Origin of the sequence: Pseudomonas fluorescens, from assembly GCF_000730425.1 — a bacterium.
Taxonomy (GTDB): domain Bacteria; phylum Pseudomonadota; class Gammaproteobacteria; order Pseudomonadales; family Pseudomonadaceae; genus Aquipseudomonas; species Aquipseudomonas fluorescens_X.
The window spans coordinates 3,526,424-3,541,875 of the sequence record NZ_CP008896.1 but is presented as its reverse complement, the minus strand read 5'-3'; the positions used below and the strand labels follow the sequence as shown (position 1 = coordinate 3,541,875).

The window sequence follows — 15,452 nt, the reverse complement described above, 5'->3', positions numbered from 1 at the left end:
TTAGAAGTGGGACGTTGAGTCTTGCGACCAGGAACAATAGCAGCCCACCGCCAGGGTGTGGGTTGCATTCACCGCCCGCCCGCCCTTGAGCGCCTGCAGGATCGGTTCGATAAAACTGTTGCTCGAATTACAGGTCAGGCCCTCGCTGTACGGGCCGAAATACGCCAGCTTGCCGCTGCTGTCCCAGATACCCACCGCCGGGCTGGCGGGCAGTTGGTCGGCGCCGGGCACGGTGGTGAGGATTTTCATCGCGCCAAGGGTCGCGGGCAATTGGCCGTGGCTGCCGGCTTTTTGCAGGGCATAGAACTCCACCCCCAGGGGCGCGTATTGCTCGATCAGTTCACTCAGGTGCTGCTGGTTGCCGACATTGCACGGGCAGGCCGGGTCCCAGAAGTGGACCAGGCGGATCGGGCCGGGGCCTGCGAGGTCGTCGGGCAGGCGCAACAGGTCGCCGGAAAACACCGCCGTATGTTCGCTGAATGCCCGCAGATAGCGGCCCTGGAACCAGTCATACGCGGCCCACAGCACGGCGGCGCAGATCAGCAGGATCAGGCTGGCGAGCAGGGCGGTGCGGTAGGGCTTTCGCATTCAGGACAATCCTCGACGGTGGCGTAGCTTGCCATGCTTGCTCTGACAGATGAATATCGCGACTCGATATTCATCTGTTCAATGCTGTGAAGCCCTAGTCTGGAAGTTCTTATGCCCGTTACCTTTGACCCCGATCATCTGCGCGAAAGCTTGCGGCCCCTGGTGGACGCGCAGGCGCTTTCGGCCGAGGCCAGGGTCTACCAGCGCTTCTATGGGTTGGACCTGGCTGGGCGCAAAACGCCGGTGCGCAGCCGCCTGGGGCGTTTCGAGGTGGAGGGGTTCGAGGTGGTCAGCCAGGTCTGGTGGCCGGCGCAACCGGTGGCCACACTGTTTATGTTCCACGGTTTCTACGACCACATGGGGCTGTACCGCAATGTGGTGGAGTGGGGGCTGGACCAGGGTTTTGTGGTGATCGCCTGTGATTTGCCGGGCCATGGCCTGTCCAGCGGCGAGCGCGCCAGCATCGATGATTTTGCGGTGTACCAGCACGTGGTGCGGGGCCTGTTCGAACAGGCCGACGCGCTGCAACTGCCCAAGCCCTGGCATCTGTTCGGGCAGAGCACTGGCGGGGCGATTGTGGTGGACCATCTGCTCAACCATGGCCCGGGCAGCCCGGCGCAAGGGCAGACCTTCCTGTTGTCGCCGCTGGTCAGGCCGCGGGCCTGGGGTTGGTCGCAGCTCAGCTATTACCTGCTCAAACCGTTCGTCAAAGGCATTGCCCGGCGCTTCAGTGATAACAGCAATGACCCGGCGTTTCGTCCGTTCCTTGAGGCCGATCCGTTGCAGCCCCGGCAGTTGCCGACGGCCTGGGTGGGCGCGCTGGCGCGCTGGATCAAACGCATCGAGGCCGCGCCGCGCAGCACGCGGCGGCCACTGATCGTGCAGGGAGAAGAGGATATGACGGTGGACTGGCAGCACAATCTGCAGGTGCTGCGCAGCAAGTTTGATCAGCCGCAGATCTTGATATTGCCGCGTGGGCGGCATCACTTGGCCAATGAGCTGCCGGAAATCCGCGCGCACTACTTCAAGTTCCTCACCGATCACCTGACCTGACACGCCCCCTTTGTAGGAGCCGGCTATGGGGCCAGGCTGGAGGTGCTTTGGCCGACCGCCAGGCCGGCGCGGATCGCTGCCAGCGCCGCTTGGTAATACGCCTTGCCTTCCGGCGATTCGGCAAAGGTGGCGAACTCTTCCAGCTCCGGGTCCGACAGATCCCGATAGACGTACAGCAAGGTGTTGTTCAGGTCATTGCCGATCTGCTGCATCAGCCGCTCACGCTGGCCGTTGAGCATGCTTTGTGCCTGGCCGCCGCCCAGCAGGCCGGGGATCATCTGGCTCAGGCTGTCCGCTGCCACGCCGGCAATCGCCAGGCTGACCTCGGCCCCGGCTTCGCGGGCGGGCAGGGCCTGGGCCAGGTGGCCGATGATCAGGCTGCGGGTGGCGTCGGCCTGGATCTGCGGCAAGCCCTGGGCGTTCTTGGCCAACTGGTCGCGCCGGGTCGCCAGCAACTCGGCGGCGACAATCTTGCGCCCCAGAGGTGACTGGAAAAACGCCAGCGCCGGCTTGGGGTCCGCCAGGTTCTGGCGCAACTGGGCTTCGGCGCGCTGATCCATGGCCTTGGGGGCGAAGCGTTTGTTGCTGTTGTCCACCAGCGCCTGATACACCGCTGGCGGCAAGCTGTTGCGGTAGCGCTGTTGGGCGGCACTCAAGGCGTCATTGAAATGCGCACGTTGTTCCGGCCAGCCGGCGACCGCGTACAACTGGTCATGGCTGTCTGCCCAGGCGGGCGACACGCAGAACATCAGCAAGGATAAAAACAAACGACGCATAGGGACTCCTGTCAGTCGGCCACTATTGTCCGTGTCGGGCGTAGGATTTGTCGAGAAGTCCTATCAATTGCCTGACTAAAGTGTATTTAGGCGCTCGGCGGCGCTGTCGGTTTTCCAGGCGGATGGATACTATGCGCGCCATGCAAATATCCCCTGATGACCCGCTGCTGCTACGCATCGTCGACGACCTGGCCGTGAAAGGCTGGTCGCAGCAGAACATCTTCTTGCCAGAGGCTCTGACCCTGGAACTGGCGGCTGAGTGCCATAAACGTGCCGCGGAAGGTGAATTGGCACCGGCCGCAATCGGGCGCGGGCCGGCCCAGGAGATTCGCGAGGGGATCCGTGGCGACCATATCCAATGGCTGGAGCCCGGCCAGGCGATCATCTGTGACCGCTATCTGGCGTTGATGGACAGCCTGCGGCTGGCGATGAACAGGGGGCTGTTCCTGGGGCTGGAAGAGTTCGAGTGTCACTTCGCCATGTACCCGCCGGGGGCGTTCTACCTCAAGCACCTTGACCGTTTTCGTGACGATGATCGGCGCATGGTCTCGGCGGTGGTCTACCTGAACCAGGACTGGCTGCCCGAGCACGGCGGCCAGTTGCGCATGTACCTCAAGGATGGCATTGAATACGATGTGGACCCCGCCGGCGGTTGCCTGGTGGTGTTCCTGTCGGGGGAAGTGCCCCATGAAGTCCTGCCTGCCCACCGCGAACGCCTGTCCCTGACGGGCTGGTTTCGCCGGCGGGGCAATGAGCCGTTTTGAGCATGGAAAAGATGCTGGTCAGCCGCTGCCTGTTGGGGCACCGCGTGCGGTATGACGGTGGCGCCAGCGGGCCGTTTGACCAACTGGCTGCCTGGCAGGCCGCAGGCCGGTTGGTTGCGGTGTGCCCGGAGGTGGCTGGCGGCCTGCCGACGCCACGACCGCCTGCCGAGATTCCGGGCGGGCAGGGGGTGGATGTGTGGGAAGGCCGCGCCCATGTGCTGACCGCCGATGGCGAGGACTTCAGCGAAGCCTTCCTGGAGGGGGCGCGGCAGGCCCTGGCCCTGGTGCAGCGCCATGGCATCCGCATCGCCGTGCTCAAGGCCAACAGTCCGTCATGCGGCAACCTGCTGACTTATGACGGCACCTTCACTGGGGTGAAAGTCGCGGGCGAAGGGGTGACGGCGGCGTTGCTCAAACGCCATGGGGTGCAGGTGTTCAGCGAGTTGGAGTTGGCTGAGGCCGCCGCTGCCCTGGCCCAACTCTCAAGCCCCACCTGAATCCATTGTAGGAGCGGGCTTTTTGTGGGAGCGGGCTTGCTCGCGAAAGCGGTATGTCAGTCAACAAATCTGGCACTGATACACCGCTTTCGCGAGCAAGCCCGCTCCCACACAAGCCCTCCCCACATTGGTTATTGGGTGGTTTTTTTGGTATCCGCCTCAAACCACTTTTCCGACAGTGCGGTCAGCCGTCCATCGGCCTTGATCCGCTCCAGTGCCTTGTCCAGGCTCGACTTGAACGCCGGGTTGCCCTTCTGGAACGGGATGGCCAGGGTCAATGTGGCCTTGGCATCGGCTCGGCTGCGCAGATCCACGCCGTCGCTGGGCTTTGCGGCAAATTGGCTGCTGGTGAGCGTGTCCAGGTTGTTCAGCAGGCGGTTTTGCTGCTTGTGCACAATCATCTGGGCGTTGGCGTAGCTGTAAGGCACGCTGAAGTCGAAACGATTCCGCAGTTCAGGAGTCACAGCGATATGGTTGATTGCCACGTCGTACTTGCCGCTCTCCACCCCGGGCAGCAAGTCGCTGTCGTCGGTGGTGATGAAGGAAGCGCGCACGTCCATTTCCCGAGCCAGCAACTCACCCAGTTCCACTTCAAAACCGGTGAGTTTGTCGCCTTCCTTGAAGTTGAAGGGGGGCGTATCGGCCTCCAGGGCAATGCGCAGTTCCCCACGGTCAAACACGTCGTCGAACAGCTCGGCGTGAGCCAAGGGGCTCAGCAAAGGCAGCAAAAGTAACAGGCCAGGCAAAAAGCGCATGGTCACTCCTAAAGAATTCGAAGGTGCGAGACGCGGTTCAGGCTCGCTTTGCTATGGTGTCGAGTGCCTTGGACAACGTTTCGTCACTAAGTTGTCATAACCCTACAGATTTCACAGAAAAACTGGAGAAGTTAATGAAAGCCATTTTGTCTCGTGCAACCCTGGCCAGCCTGCTGCTGGGGGCTTCCATGCTGGCATCTGCGGCGGATATCCCGCGTACGCCTGCGCCCAAAGGGGCTGAAGTGTTCATTGTTTCGCCCAAGGATGGCGCTACGGTCGACAAGACCTTCACGGTTGAGTTCGGCATCAAGGGCATGGACCTGGAGCCCATCGACAAACAAGTCCCTGGTGCTGGCCACCACCACCTGCTGGTCGACCAGGCACAACTGCCTGATCCGAGTCAGCCGATCCCCGCCACCGATACGGTGATCCACTTCGGCAAGGCGCAAACCAAGACTGAACTGACCCTGGCACCCGGCAAGCACACCTTGCAACTGGTGGCGGGCGATAACGTGCATCGTCAGTTCGAACCTACTGTAGCCTCAAAAGTGATCACTGTTACCGTCAAGTAAGATTTGTTCAGACGCAAAAAAGGGAGCCCCGCGGGGCTCCCTTTTTCGTGGTGCGTTGCAAACCTTAGAACAATACGCGGCTACGGATGGTGCCGGTGATGTGCTGCAGTTTCTCTTGCGCCAGGTCCGAGTACTCGGCGTCGACGTCGATGACCACGTAGCCGACCTTCTCGTTGGTCTGCAGGAACTGGCCGGAGATGTTGATGCCGTTTTCCGCGAAGACCTTGTTGATTTCCATCATCACACCCGGGATGTTCTGGTGGATGTGCAGCAGGCGGTGCTTGCCAGGGTGAGCCGGCAGGGCCACTTCCGGGAAGTTGACCGAGGACACCGACGTACCGTTATCGCTGTACTTGACCAGCTTTTCCGCCACTTCCAGACCGATGTTGGCCTGGGCCTCAGCGGTGGAGCCGCCGATGTGCGGGGTCAGGATCACGTTGTCCAGGCCACGCAGCGGGCTTTCGAAGATATCGTCGTTGGAGCGCGGCTCCACCGGGAACACGTCGATGGCGGCGCCGATCAGGTGCTTGTCCTTGATCGCGTCGGCCAGGGCGTCCAGCTTGACCACGGTGCCGCGTGCGGCGTTGATCAGGATCCCGCCTTTCTTGATGGCACGGATTTCCTTCTCGCCGATCATCCACTGGGTCTCAGCGGTTTCCGGGACGTGCAGGGTCACGATATCGGACATGCCCAGCAGTTCGGTCAGGCTCGACACCTGGGTGGCGTTGCCCAAGGGCAGCTTGGTCAGGGTGTCATAGAAGAACACCTGCATCCCCAGGCCTTCAGCCAGTACCGACAGTTGGGTACCAATCGAGCCGTAACCGACGATACCCAGCTTCTTGCCGCGGATTTCGAAGGAGTTGGCCGCGCTTTTGATCCAGCCGCCACGGTGGCAGGAAGCGTTTTTCTCAGGGATACCGCGCAGCAGCAGGATGGCCTCGGCCAATACCAGCTCCGCCACGGAGCGGGTGTTGGAGTACGGGGCGTTGAACACCGCGATACCGCGCTCGCGCGCCGCATTGAGGTCGACCTGGTTGGTGCCGATGCAGAAACAGCCGACCGCCACCAGCTTCTTGGCATGATCGAAGATCTCTTCGGTCAGCTGGGTGCGGGAGCGAATGCCGATAAAGTGCGCGTCGGCGATCTTTTCCTTGAGCTGGGATTCCGGCAGAGAACTGGTGATGTACTCAATGCTGGTGTACCCGGCGGCCTTTAGGACATCGACGGCCGATGGGTGGACGCCTTCCAGAAGAAGGAACTTGATCTTGCTCTTATCGAGAGAAGTCTTGCTCATCTGCGTAAACCTGTATCCCGGAGAAAAATGGCAGGGAATCGGATCACTTAAGCTGACCCGGACGGCAGGAAAGCCGTCACCGCAGAAACGCCCTTGGGCTCTGTCCTGCGGGGGCGGTATGCTAGCATACGCGCCCCGCTAAACACTCATTCCTGCGACGTGAAGCGTTCTCAGGATGACCATGAATTGTTCGAGAGTTCTGTCGATGACCCATCCTGCCCTGATTGATGAGCTAAAGACCCTGGTTGAGCCCGGCAAAGTGCTGACCGACGCCGACTCCCTGGAGGCTTACGGCAAGGATTGGACCAAGCATTTCGCCCCCGCACCGAGCGCTATTGTCTTCCCCAAGACCATTGAGCAGGTGCAGGCCATTGTCCGCTGGGCCAACACGCACCAGGTGGCGCTGGTGCCCTCGGGCGGGCGTACCGGTTTGTCGGCCGCTGCCGTGGCGGCGAATGGCGAAGTGGTGGTGTCATTCGACTACATGAACCAGATCCTCGATGTGAACCTCACGGACCGCACCGCCGTGTGCCAACCGGGCGTGGTTACCCAGCAATTGCAGAACGTCGCCGAAGAAAACGGCCTGTACTACCCGGTGGACTTCGCTTCGTCCGGCTCCAGCCAGATTGGCGGCAATATCGGCACCAATGCCGGCGGGATCAAGGTCATTCGCTACGGCATGACCCGCAACTGGGTGGCCGGCTTGAAGGTCGTCACCGGCAAGGGCGATGTGCTGGAACTCAACCGCGACCTGATCAAGAACGCCACCGGCTATGACATGCGCCAGCTGTTTATCGGCGCCGAAGGCACCCTGGGCTTTGTGGTCGAAGCCACCATGCGCCTGGACCGGGCACCGAAAAACCTCACCGCCATGGTCCTGGGCACCGCCGACTTCGACTCGATCATGCCGGTGCTGCACGCGTTCCAGAGCAAGCTGGACCTGACCGCTTTCGAATTCTTCTCCGACAAGGCCCTGGCCAAAGTCCTCGGGCGTGGCGATGTGCCGGCGCCGTTCGAAACCGATTGCCCGTTCTACGCCCTGCTGGAATTTGAAGCCACCACCGAAGAAGTGGCCAACCACGCCCTGGAAACCTTCGAGCACTGTGTCGAACAGGGTTGGGTGCTGGATGGCGTGATGAGCCAGAGCGAAACCCAGTTGCATAACCTGTGGAAGCTGCGCGAGTACATCTCCGAGACCATCTCCCACTGGACGCCGTACAAGAACGACATCTCGGTCACCGTGTCGAAAGTGCCGGCATTCCTCAAGGAAATCGACGCGATCGTCGGCGAACACTACCCGGATTTCGAGATTGTCTGGTTCGGCCACATCGGTGACGGCAACCTGCACTTGAACATCCTCAAGCCGCAAAACCTGTCCAAGGACGAGTTCTTCGCCAAGTGCGCCACCGTCAACAAATGGGTGTTCGAGACGGTCGAGAAGTACAACGGCTCGATCTCCGCCGAACATGGCGTGGGCATGACCAAGCGCGATTACCTGACGTACAGCCGCTCCCCGGTTGAAATCGAATACATGAAGGCTGTGAAGGCCGTGTTCGACCCGAACGGGATCATGAACCCGGGCAAGATCTTCGCTGTTTAACCATCACCAAAGAGGCAGTGGTCCATGAGCTATCAGCATAAGTACGTCGACGGCACCAATATCCACTTTCCACTGGGCAAAGTGGTGTGCATCGGGCGTAACTACGCCGAACACGCCAAGGAGCTGGATAACCCGGTGCCGACCGAGCCGCTGCTGTTCATCAAGCCGGGCAGTTGCGTGGTGCCATTGGAAGGTGGCTTTGCCATTCCAGCCGAACGCGGTTCGGTGCACTACGAAGCGGAAATCGCGGTGCTGATCGGCAAACCCTTGTCGAAAACTCCGAGTCGTGAAGAAGTGCTGGACGCCATCTCCGGCTTCGCCCCGGCCCTGGACCTGACCCTGCGCGACAAGCAGGCCGAGCTCAAGGCCAAGGGCCTGCCGTGGGAGATCGCCAAGTCCTTCGACGGGGCGGCAGTGATTGCACCGTTCGTGGTGGGTAGCATGTTCCCGGACCTGGCCGATATCGGCATCCGCCTGACCATCAATGGCCAGGTGCGCCAGGACGGCAACAGCTCGCACATGCTCAACCCGATTGTGCCAATGATCCAGCACATGGCCGGTTGCTTTTCGCTGCAGGCCGGTGATGTGATCCTCACCGGTACGCCTGCCGGTGTCGGCCCGCTGGAGGTGGGTGACGAACTGGTGCTGGAACTGCCGGGCGTCAGCCGCTTCGAAAGCACCGTACGCTAACCTCATACCCTATGTAGGAGCCGGCAAGCCGGCTCCTACAAGGGCTTGGCGTTTATCCCCGCAAATCGGGGCATTGCATTTTTTTCACACGCCATCCGGATAATCCTCGGCCATATGGCACGCAGGCGCTCTGAGCCTGGGCTATCACTTACAGCCGATTATCTGGAATGCCTCCATGGCCGTGCCTCTCCCTTCTGTGAAACCCACCCTTCGCCTGAGCATGCGCTGGTATTCCTGGCTACTCCTGACCGGAGCGATCCTGTATGGGATTGCCTGGTTGATGCACTGGGATGACCGGGGCGCGTTATGGGTATTGGAGCGTTTTGAAAGCCCGGTCGAGCGCCAGGAGAGTGTCTGGCTCCCGGACTACCAGGCCGTGATCGACGCCAAGCCGTTGCCCGGCATGGAAAAGGATGAAGCTTCGGATTTGGCCTACGACCCCAGGACCAAGACCCTGTTCGCGGTCATGGGCCGCAACCCGTTCCTGGTGGAGCTGAACCTGCAGGGCGATGTACTGCGCAAGATTCCTCTGGTGGGCTGGAGCAACCCGGAAGGCGTGACCGTCATGGAAAACGGCGTGCTGGCCATCGTGGATGAGCGCAGGCACAGCGTGACGCTGGTCAAGGTCGATGCCGACACCCGTGAGCTGGCCTTCGCTGACTTCCCCAGCTACGACCTGGGCCCCTCCGAAAACCAGAACAAGGCGTTCGAGGCCATCACTTGGGACAAGCGTAATCAACAGCTGGTCTTGGGTTTTGAACGGCCAGCGCAGTTGTTTACCTGGAAAAGCGACGGCAGCCAGATCCTGGCCGGCGACAAGCAGGCGTTGCCCAGCTCCGAGCTGGATATCCGCAACCTCTCGGCCCTGAGCGTCGATCCGCGTACCGGCCACCTGTTGGTACTGTCTGCTGACTCGAACCTGTTGCTGGAGCTGGACGAAAAAGGCGGGCAAGTCAGCTTTATGACGGTGTTGGGTGGTTTCAATGGCCTGAAAAGAACCATCCCACGTGCCGAAGGCGTCACCATGGATGAGAACGGCACGCTGTACATGGTCAGCGAGCCCAATCTGTTCTACCGCTTCGAGAAGCGGAAATAGCCGACTGATTACGTCGGATTGTTCTCTAGGAGCGGCATTGGCCAGACAGTGAGGGGCGTTTAAGTTTAAATTCAGACTGCTGTGATATTCATTTGCCAGTTTTGACTTTGAGCCAGCCCCCCATGCGTCGATTTGCCCGCCCCAAACCTGCCCTTCTTATCTTGTTGCTGATCGCTCTGGTTGCCGGGGGAGTGGTCGCGCAGCAGTTTCGTCTGTTCGAGCGGGCATGGTTCAACTGGCAGGCCTGGCGCCAGCCGGCGGACGAACGCTCCATCGGCCTGGCGGATTATCAGGTGGTGCTGGAAGCCCGGGTGATCGAGGGCCTGGACGATGATGTCTCGGCGCTGACCTTTGATCCGGTGCGCAAGAGCCTGTTTACCGTGACCAATCAAAACGCCGAATTGATCGAGTTGTCCCTGGACGGCAACATCCTGCGGCGTATTAACCTGGTGGGTTTTGGCGATGCCGAAGCGGTGGAGTTCATCAGCGAGAACACGTATGTGATCAGCGATGAGCGCCAGCAACGCTTGATCAAGATTCATCTGGAGGACGACACGCAGTTCCTCGACGCGGCTGATGCCGAGCAGATGACCCTGGGCGTACACCTGAAGGGTAACAAAGGGTTTGAAGGGCTGGCGTATGACTCGGTGGGCAAACGCTTGTTTGTCGCCAAGGAACGGGACCCGATGCTGATTTATGAAGTGCACGGTTTTCCCCATTTCAAACCAGAAAAAACCTACTCGGTCCACGTCGTCAACAATCCCCGGCGCGATGCCGGGCTTTTTGTGCGCGACCTGTCCAGCCTGCAATACGACGAGCGCAGCGGTCACCTGCTGGCGCTGTCCGATGAGTCGTATCTGGTGCTGGAATTGGACATCGACGGCCGCCCCTTGAGCAGCCTGTCATTGCTCAAGGGGCGCCATGGCCTGAAGAAACGCGTGCCCCAGGCCGAGGGCATCGCGATGGATGACGATGGCGCGCTCTATCTGGTCAGTGAGCCGAACCTGTTCTACGTCTTCAAGAAGCCGTCGCCATAACACCCCGACCTCTGTAGGAGCCGGCTTGCCGGCGATGGCGATCTTGAGGCCGCCATCGCCGGTAAGCCGGCTTCCTACAAGGTCAGGGAATCAGAACATCCACTGCACGCCCAACGAATAACCGGTCTGGCTGCCTTCGGCATGGCCCAGGCGCCCGTTCACTTCGGCGTACACCCCAAGCTGCGGGGTGATTGCCAACTGGCTGCCGACCTGTGCGCGGCCAAAGCTCTTGTCTACAGAACCCAATCTGGCGGTGCGCACCTGGCCGTCGGCGCGGGCGGTCAGGTCCAGATCATCCAGGCGACCGTCGGCCAGTTCCTTGACCCAGGCGATGTCGCCATAAGGCATCAGGCTCAGGCCGTAAGGCAGTGCCACAGCACCGCGCACACGCCAGCCAAGACTGGCTTCCAGAGAGTCGAAGGACTGTTCTTCATATTCAAGGGCTGTGCGCAGGTTCTGCTTCTCGCGGAACTTGTCGATGCGCGAGTGGCTGTAGTCCAGCCCGGCAAACGGCCCGGTCTTGATCGTGCCCAAATCGAAGTCATAACCACCGAGCACCCGGGCCCCGAGGGACAAGGCATCGGTCTCGCCGGTCAACTGCTGGTTAAGCAATACAGGGCCGCCATTGGCCTGGATCACCAGGTTACGTTTTGAGTCGAAGCTGCTGTGGCCCACGCTCAGGTCGCCGGCCAGCCAGGTTGGGCCACCATCGTTCAACAAGGCATAGACTGCGGCTTGCCACGTGTCGCTTTCCAGCTTGCCGCGGTGTTCCAGTTTGTCGCGACCGTTGAGGTAGCTGAGGCTGGCGCCGATGTTCAGGCTGCTGCTCAGTTGATAGTCGCCCAGGGCATGCAGGCCCAGGCGCCGGGCCTCGGGGTTGGGGGCGGCGTCGAAGCCGCTGTCTGGGTTGTATTCGCCGTCCACGCCGATCTCGCCATCGAAGCTGCCCACTTCGCGGCTGGCCGATTGCAGGGTCAGCCAGCGCCGGTCATGCAGGCGCACCATGGCCTGGTGCTGGCGTTGCAGGTTGTCTTGCATGTTGCGTGCGACGGCGCCGCCCGAGGAGGTGGAGGCCATCAGGTCGGCATTGGTCAGCTCCAGCACCAGGCGGCTGAGCAGGCGCGAATAGTCGCGCAGGCGCTGGTCGATGCGTGCCTGGCCGAAGGCGTTGGTCAGGACGGTCTTGTTGTCTTCGTTGGGGTCGTGCCAGGTGGATCCGCCGGGGATTGCCGGGTTGTTGGTCTGGGTGTAGCCGTCCAGGTCACCGAGTTCCCAGTGGGTGGCTTCGATGTACAGGATAGGGATGCTCAGCGCCTCGAAAGCTTCGCCATCACTGCAACAGCCGGTGCCGGCGGGGTATTGCGCGTCCAGGCCGGGGTTGGTGAACAGGTTGATGTTCAGTTCCTTGGCGATCTGGAACGTATGCTCGCGCAACGACGCCAGGGCCGGGTTGGCGGTGCTGTTCTGGCCGGCGTGGGCGTACATCCTGTCGCCGGTGATCAGGCTGTCGAGGTTGATCATGGCCAGCATATTGGCGCGCTGGCTGGCACTCAACGAATCGACAAACGCCCGGGAGCCGCGCAGGCCTTCCTCTTCGGCGCCGAAGCCGACGATCTGCAAGCCGTTTTCCAGTTGCAGGCCGCCGAGGTTCTTCGCCACTTCGGTCAACACGCTGGCGCCGGAGCCGTTGTCGTCCAGGCCTTGCAGGGTTGGCCGGCCGAAGTAGGTATCGAAGTGTGCGCCAATCACCACGTACTGGGGCTTGGTGCCGGCAGCGTAGGCCACCACGTTCTGCGAAGCGCGGCTGCCGCCGTTCCAGGTGAAGTCCTGGCGGCTGATGTTATAGGCGCTGCCCATCTGGCTCTGCATCCAGTCGGCGGCCCCGGCAAAGTTGGCTGTGCCGCGATAACGGCCGGGGTAGTCGGTGATCAGCTTTTCCAGGGTGATATTGGCGTGCTCGCCATAGTCGTAGGCATTGGATTGAGTCGACAGCAGGGCACAGGCAACGCTGACAGCGAGAGCTAGGGGCTTGATCACAAGGTCTTCCTTGAGGTGGTTGAGGGAGTTGCTCGGCGGGACCGATTGCACAATGCGCGCCTCATTCCATGGGGCGGTCGCGAATTGGCGCGTTGTTGGAAGAGGGGGTCGCCTGGCTATAAGTTGTAACGGATTTGATACCAGATACGGCGGGGGTTGCCGTGACGTGGCGCACAAATTGGGGCGGGCGGGGGAGAGGCTGCTGCGAAAAGTAGCGTTTTTGTTACATATCCATCGAACGGAGCGCGGTCAAAAATGTGGGAGCGGGTTTGCTCGCGAATGCGGTGTGTCAGCCAGCAGTTCGGTGACTGGCGCACCGCATTCGCGAGCAAGCCCGCTCCCACAGGGGTTCTGCGTGTACTTAGGCCTTGAGGGTTTTCACGCCTTCACTGGTACCCAGCAGCAGCACATCCGCAGGACGTGCGGCAAACAGCCCATTGGTGACCACGCCAACGATCCCATTGATCTGGGTCTCCAGCGCCACCGGGTTGGTGATCTGCATGTTGAACACATCGAGGATGATGTTGCCGTTATCGGTCAGCACGCCTTCGCGGTACACCGGGTCGCCGCCCAGTTTCACCAGCTCGCGGGCCACGTAGCTGCGGGCCATGGGGATCACTTCCACCGGCAGCGGGAAGTGGCCGAGCACCGGCACCAGCTTGCTGGCGTCGGCGATGCAGATAAAGGTCTTGGCCACGGCGGCGACGATTTTCTCGCGGGTCAGGGCTGCGCCGCCGCCCTTGATCAGGTTCAGGTGCTCGTCGCTTTCATCGGCGCCGTCGATGTAGAACTCCAGGTCGCTCACCGTATTGAGCTCATACACTGGAATGCCATGGCCCTTGAGGCGTGCGGCGGTGGCTTCGGAACTGGCCACGGCGCCGTCGAATGCGCCTTTGTGCAGGGCCAGCGCATCGATAAAGCAATTGGCGGTGGAGCCGGTGCCAACACCGACGATGCTTTTATCGTCGAGTTTAGGAAGGATTAAATCGACGGCGGCCTGGGCCACTGCCTGTTTGAGTTGATCCTGGGTCATGCGGGCTCCGGAACGGGCGGGGAGTTATCGAGGGCGCGAGTATAACCCAACAAAACCTCTGGATTCGTGTGGTCGTCCGGCCAAAAGGCGGGTTAGACTCCTCGGCCCTGCCCAACCCGCCCAGTGATGCTTTCCGATGCTCGAACAGTACGTCAAGAAGATCCTCACCTCGCGCGTTTACGACGTTGCCGTGGAAACCCCGTTGCAGATCGCCCGCCAGCTCTCCGAGCGCCTGGGCAACAAGGTCTGGCTCAAGCGCGAAGACTTGCAGCCGGTGTTTTCCTTCAAGATTCGCGGCGCCTACAACAAGCTGACCCAACTGAGCGCCGAAGAACGTGCGCGTGGCGTGGTCACCGCGTCGGCGGGCAACCACGCCCAGGGCCTGGCCCTGGCGGCCAAGGTGCTGGGGGTCAAGGCCACCATCGTGATGCCCAAGACCACGCCGGAAATCAAGGTCGAAGGCGTGCGCTCCCGTGGCGGCAAAGTGGTACTGCACGGTGACTCCTTCCCGGAAGCGCTGGCGTATTCGCTCAAGCTGGTCGACGAAAAAGGCTACGTCTACATCCACCCCTACGATGATCCGCACACCATTGCCGGGCAGGGCACCGTGGCGATGGAGATCCTGCGCCAGCATCCGGGGCCGCTGGACGCGATTTTCGTCCCGGTGGGCGGTGGTGGCCTGATTGCCGGGATCGCGGCGTATGTGAAGTACCTGCGCCCGGAGATCAAGATCATCGGGGTCGAGCCGGACGACTCCAACTGTCTGCAGGCTGCCATGGCGGCAGGCGAGCGCGTGGTACTGCCGGCCGTGGGCATCTTTGCCGATGGCGTGGCGGTGGCGCAGATCGGCCAGCACACCTTCGATATCTGCAAAGACTATGTCGACGAAGTGATCACCGTCAGCACCGATGAGATCTGCGCGGCGATCAAGGATATCTACGACGACACCCGCTCCATCACCGAGCCCGCCGGGGCCTTGGGCGTGGCTGGGATCAAGAAGTATGTGGAAACCCGTGGCGTCAGCGGCCAGACCTTTGTCGCCATCGACTCGGGGGCCAACGTCAACTTTGACCGCCTGCGCCATGTGGCCGAGCGCGCCGAGTTGGGTGAAGGCCGCGAAGCGATCATTGCCGTGACCATCCCCGAGCGCCCGGGCAGCTTCAAGGCCTTCTGCGAGGCCGTGGGCAAGCGTCAGATCACCGAATTCAACTACCGCTACCACTCCGGCAGCGAGGCGCACATTTTTGTCGGGGTGCAGACCCACCCGGAAACCGACCCGCGCAGCGCACTGATCGCCAGCCTCTGCGAGCAGGGTTTCCCGGTGCTGGACCTGACTGAGAACGAACTGGCCAAGTTGCACATCCGCCATATGGTCGGTGGCCATGCGGCGCATGTCAGCAATGAAGTGGTGTTTCGCTTCGAGTTCCCGGAGCGTCCGGGGGCCTTGTTCAACTTTCTTAACAAATTGGGCGGGCGCTGGAACATTTCGATGTTCCACTACCGCAACCACGGCGCGGCCGACGGCCGTGTGGTGGCCGGGCTACAAGTGCCGGCCAACGAGCGCCACCTGGTGCCGGCGGCGTTGGAAGCGATTGGTTACCCGTACTGGGATGAAAGCGACAACCCGGCCTATCAGCTGTTTCTCGGTTGAGCGACTACG

Annotated in this window: 15 protein-coding genes; 9 read left to right on the top strand and 6 right to left on the bottom strand. The window is 61.4% G+C overall.

Going from position 1 to position 15,452, the window contains the following annotated elements; all coding sequences use genetic code 11:
* The gene (locus HZ99_RS15875) at positions 1 to 588 is read right to left on the bottom strand and encodes a DUF6436 domain-containing protein (RefSeq protein WP_038444261.1); all 588 of its coding nucleotides are present in this window, start codon (positions 586 to 588) and stop codon (positions 1 to 3) included.
* 111 nt (positions 589 to 699) lie between these two features.
* Here HZ99_RS15875 and HZ99_RS15870 point away from each other — a divergent pair, with 111 nt between their 5' ends.
* Positions 700 to 1,641 carry an alpha/beta hydrolase gene (locus HZ99_RS15870; RefSeq protein WP_038444259.1) on the top strand — a complete coding sequence of 314 codons (942 nt, stop codon included), beginning with the start codon at positions 700 to 702 and terminating at the stop codon, positions 1,639 to 1,641.
* Positions 1,642 to 1,664: 23 nt separating this feature from the next.
* Here the strand turns inward: HZ99_RS15870 and HZ99_RS15865 are convergent, their stop codons facing one another.
* Positions 1,665 to 2,417: a DUF2059 domain-containing protein gene (locus tag HZ99_RS15865; protein WP_038444257.1), complete on the bottom strand. Its 753-nt coding sequence runs from the start codon at positions 2,415 to 2,417 to the stop codon at positions 1,665 to 1,667.
* A 131-nt stretch (positions 2,418 to 2,548) separates the two neighbouring features.
* On the opposite strand from HZ99_RS15865, the gene HZ99_RS15860 reads away from it, so the two are divergent.
* Positions 2,549 to 3,181: a 2OG-Fe(II) oxygenase gene (locus HZ99_RS15860; RefSeq protein WP_038444255.1), complete on the top strand. Its 633-nt coding sequence runs from the start codon at positions 2,549 to 2,551 to the stop codon at positions 3,179 to 3,181.
* Between the two features lie 2 nt (positions 3,182 to 3,183).
* A complete protein-coding gene (locus HZ99_RS15855; RefSeq protein ID WP_038444253.1) occupies positions 3,184 to 3,678 on the top strand; it encodes a DUF523 domain-containing protein in 495 nt (164 codons plus the stop codon).
* 131 nt (positions 3,679 to 3,809) lie between these two features.
* On the opposite strand, the gene HZ99_RS15850 is transcribed toward HZ99_RS15855, so the two are convergent.
* On the bottom strand, positions 3,810 to 4,433 hold the full coding sequence (locus tag HZ99_RS15850) for a transporter substrate-binding domain-containing protein (protein ID WP_038444252.1): 624 nt from the start codon (positions 4,431 to 4,433) through the stop codon (positions 3,810 to 3,812).
* 134 nt (positions 4,434 to 4,567) lie between these two features.
* Between HZ99_RS15850 and HZ99_RS15845 the strand changes: the two genes are divergently transcribed.
* Positions 4,568 to 5,005, top strand: coding sequence for a DUF4399 domain-containing protein (locus HZ99_RS15845; protein WP_038444251.1), 438 nt, complete (start codon positions 4,568 to 4,570; stop codon positions 5,003 to 5,005).
* A 64-nt stretch (positions 5,006 to 5,069) separates the two neighbouring features.
* Here HZ99_RS15845 and serA read toward each other — a convergent pair whose 3' ends face one another.
* Positions 5,070 to 6,299: a phosphoglycerate dehydrogenase gene (gene serA / locus HZ99_RS15840; protein WP_038444249.1), complete on the bottom strand. Its 1,230-nt coding sequence runs from the start codon at positions 6,297 to 6,299 to the stop codon at positions 5,070 to 5,072.
* A gap of 205 nt (positions 6,300 to 6,504) precedes the next feature.
* Here serA and HZ99_RS15835 point away from each other — a divergent pair, with 205 nt between their 5' ends.
* From HZ99_RS15835 to HZ99_RS15820, 4 genes are all read left to right on the top strand, one after another.
* The gene (locus HZ99_RS15835) at positions 6,505 to 7,899 is read left to right on the top strand and encodes an FAD-binding oxidoreductase (protein WP_038444246.1); all 1,395 of its coding nucleotides are present in this window, start codon (positions 6,505 to 6,507) and stop codon (positions 7,897 to 7,899) included.
* 24 nt (positions 7,900 to 7,923) lie between these two features.
* Positions 7,924 to 8,589 carry a fumarylacetoacetate hydrolase family protein gene (locus HZ99_RS15830; protein ID WP_038444243.1) on the top strand — a complete coding sequence of 222 codons (666 nt, stop codon included), beginning with the start codon at positions 7,924 to 7,926 and terminating at the stop codon, positions 8,587 to 8,589.
* Between the two features lie 175 nt (positions 8,590 to 8,764).
* The gene (locus tag HZ99_RS15825) at positions 8,765 to 9,685 is read left to right on the top strand and encodes an SdiA-regulated domain-containing protein (protein ID WP_038444241.1); all 921 of its coding nucleotides are present in this window, start codon (positions 8,765 to 8,767) and stop codon (positions 9,683 to 9,685) included.
* A 122-nt stretch (positions 9,686 to 9,807) separates the two neighbouring features.
* Positions 9,808 to 10,722 carry an SdiA-regulated domain-containing protein gene (locus tag HZ99_RS15820; RefSeq protein ID WP_038444238.1) on the top strand — a complete coding sequence of 305 codons (915 nt, stop codon included), beginning with the start codon at positions 9,808 to 9,810 and terminating at the stop codon, positions 10,720 to 10,722.
* 90 nt (positions 10,723 to 10,812) lie between these two features.
* On the opposite strand, the gene HZ99_RS15815 is transcribed toward HZ99_RS15820, so the two are convergent.
* Both HZ99_RS15815 and rpiA read right to left on the bottom strand, forming a co-directional pair.
* The gene (locus HZ99_RS15815) at positions 10,813 to 12,759 is read right to left on the bottom strand and encodes an autotransporter domain-containing protein (RefSeq protein ID WP_038448088.1); all 1,947 of its coding nucleotides are present in this window, start codon (positions 12,757 to 12,759) and stop codon (positions 10,813 to 10,815) included.
* Between the two features lie 361 nt (positions 12,760 to 13,120).
* Positions 13,121 to 13,792, bottom strand: a complete 672-nt coding sequence (gene rpiA / locus HZ99_RS15810; RefSeq protein ID WP_038444236.1) for a ribose-5-phosphate isomerase RpiA — start codon at positions 13,790 to 13,792, stop codon at positions 13,121 to 13,123.
* 136 nt (positions 13,793 to 13,928) lie between these two features.
* Between rpiA and ilvA the strand changes: the two genes are divergently transcribed.
* Entirely contained in the window at positions 13,929 to 15,443 is a 1,515-nt protein-coding gene (ilvA, locus tag HZ99_RS15805; RefSeq protein ID WP_038444234.1) for a threonine ammonia-lyase, biosynthetic, read from the top strand.
* Positions 15,444 to 15,452 lie beyond the last annotated feature (9 nt).